The organism is Mesorhizobium sp. M7A.F.Ca.AU.001.01.1.1, assembly GCF_004022735.1.
Classification (GTDB): Bacteria; Pseudomonadota; Alphaproteobacteria; order Rhizobiales; family Rhizobiaceae; genus Mesorhizobium; species Mesorhizobium ciceri.
Genome location: NZ_RZPF01000274.1, coordinates 1 through 2,500, shown reverse-complemented (window position 1 = coordinate 2,500; position 2,500 = coordinate 1). Strand labels below are relative to the sequence as shown.

The 2,500-nt window shown below is 58.4% G+C and carries 1 tRNA gene, 2 rRNA genes and 1 pseudogene (1 of these 4 cut by a window edge); all 4 read left to right on the top strand.

The annotated features are described in order from the left end of the window. A 23S ribosomal RNA gene (locus EN884_RS17895) occupies positions 1–615 on the top strand; it begins 2,207 nt to the left of the window's first position. 270 nt (positions 616–885) lie between these two features. Beyond that, a 5S ribosomal RNA gene (gene rrf, locus EN884_RS17890) occupies positions 886–1,000 on the top strand. Between the two features lie 154 nt (positions 1,001–1,154). Next, positions 1,155–1,231: transfer RNA gene (locus EN884_RS17885), tRNA-Met, on the top strand. A gap of 880 nt (positions 1,232–2,111) precedes the next feature. Then, positions 2,112–2,377: pseudogene (locus EN884_RS17880) on the top strand (type II toxin-antitoxin system ParD family antitoxin). The last annotated feature ends 123 nt before the right edge of the window (positions 2,378–2,500 follow it).

The following is a 2,500-nucleotide window of genomic DNA, read 5'->3' as shown; positions in this document are numbered from 1 at the left end:
TAACGGAGGCGCGCGATGGTGGGCTCAGAACGGTCGGAAATCGTTCGCTGAGTGCAATGGCATAAGCCTGCCTGACTGCGAGACTGACAAGTCGAGCAGAGACGAAAGTCGGTCATAGTGATCCGGTGGTCCCGCGTGGAAGGGCCATCGCTCAACGGATAAAAGGTACGCCGGGGATAACAGGCTGATGACCCCCAAGAGTCCATATCGACGGGGTTGTTTGGCACCTCGATGTCGACTCATCGCATCCTGGGGCTGGAGCAGGTCCCAAGGGTATGGCTGTTCGCCATTTAAAGCGGTACGTGAGTTGGGTTCAGAACGTCGTGAGACAGTTCGGTCCCTATCTGCCGTGGGTGTAGGAATATTGAAAGGATCTGTCCCTAGTACGAGAGGACCGGGATGGACGGATCTCTGGTGGACCTGTTGTGGCGCCAGCCGCATAGCAGGGTAGCTATATCCGGACGGGATAACCGCTGAAGGCATCTAAGCGGGAAACCCACCTTAAAACGAGTATTCCCTGAGAACCGTGGAAGACGACCACGTTGATAGGCCGGGTGTGGAAGAGCGGCAACGCTTGAAGCTTACCGGTACTAATAGTTCGATCGGCTTGATCGTTCTCATTCCTTATGCCCATCTGACAAAGTCAGATGGTCTGTTCTCACTCACGCTTGTTCCGCCCTGCGGGCGGCGCTACGTGGGTGCGGCGCATCAGCGCCGACGGTCGGTCGACCTTGCGAAGCTTCGCTTCGAAAGGCGCCAGACCAAGAACCGTAAAGGCACACAAAGACCAGCGAACAGCCCCGAGAGGCACCCGACAGCTCCGCTGCCGATGTCTCTTTGTGCGCCTTCGCTCAAAAGCTTCTCGAACAACGTGCGTTTTGCCGACCTGGTGGTTATGGCGGAGCGGCTGCACCCGATCCCATTCCGAACTCGGCCGTGAAACGCTCCAGCGCTGATGGTACTTCGTCTCAAGACGCGGGAGAGTAGGTCGCTGCCAGGTCTGCCAAACGCACGTTGATCTCACATCCAAATCGGATGGAGAAAAATCTTCTCTTTATGAAATGGCCCGCCAAGGGATCACGGGCCGCGTAAGCGGCCCTTTCATTTGGTCAGCCATATACCTATCTGTAGGCCTCGGCTTACACAAAAATTGACGCGGGGTGGAGCAGCCCGGTAGCTCGTCAGGCTCATAACCTGAAGGTCACAGGTTCAAATCCTGTCCCCGCAACCAAATTCAAAAAAGCCCGCCATCGTGCGGGCTTTTTGTTTTGTGCCGTGCTGTGCTGCCGGCCTGTCATCAGGCGCCCGCAACCAGCCAAGCCAAGCCGCCAGACAGAAAACGCAAATCCTCTCCCCAAAACCAACATCAAAAACAGCCCGCCAGCCACAAATGCCCGCGCGCCGTTTTGATATGCGGCTGGGGTGGCCATCGATCTGCCCAGGCTCAGGCCCCCGAAAGCGAAGCCGAAGCTGCGGGACAAAAGAACCAGATCCCGTCCCGCAAACCAAACTTCACTAAGCAACAGCCCGCCTGGCATCAGCCGGCGGGCTGTTCGCGTTCAAGGGACAATGGTGCCGGCAAGCGGCAGTCCTCGGCGCACAAAGAGGACTCAGCCGACAAGGTACGACAACAAACAAAGCCTCAACAAAACAGCCCGCAGCCCGCGGGCCGTTTGCGTTTGGGGGACTGGCAAGTGAAGCGCCAGGCCGCCGCCATGGCCGGATCAACCGAATCGGAGGCGGAAAAGACAAAGCCATCCGATCCTCGTGCCAGGCATCGGTGATGCCGGTGATGATTTGCAATCAAATACGAAATGAATTTGGTCGGGGTGGTGTTCTATTCAGCCGGCTTTTGTGGCCACCCTCGACCATGACAATGACTGATGGCCGCGAATATCGACCTGCATGTGAATCCTCGATCGCGCCGGCGGCCGGTGTGTCACGCCGCAATAGCCGCAAGTGCCGTTGGTCGAGCGGCCTGGGGGCGTTGAAGCGATGCCTCGATCATGCCGAATCAAAGCGAAGGGCGATTCTCTGCGGATGAGTCACGCGAGGTAAGGCGTGGCCGAATCGGCGCCAGATTCGGGATCGCTCCCCGCAGGAGGTTGCCAATGCCAAATTACGCTTTGAATGACCACTACGAGAGCTTCATCAGGAAGCAGCTCGAATCAGGCCGCTACAACAATGCCAGCGAGGTTGTCCGCGCGGGCCTGCGCATGCTCGAGGATTTCGAGGCGGAGCGGGAGAAATGGCTGCGCGAGGAGATACCAGGGCGCCTGGCTGAACTCCGGCAGGATCCGACGAAGGGCATCCCTGCCGACACGGTCTTCTCCGGCTGGAGGCGCGTCATCGCTCCAAGCAGGCGAAAGCCAAGTAGGGGATAGAGTATCGGATTGTCTTCCACTCCAAGGCCGAGTCGGAGCTGGAGCAACTCTACGATGACCTAGCCGGACGTGCGTCGCCGGCGATCGCCCGGAATTTCATTGCGGGTATCCGTGAC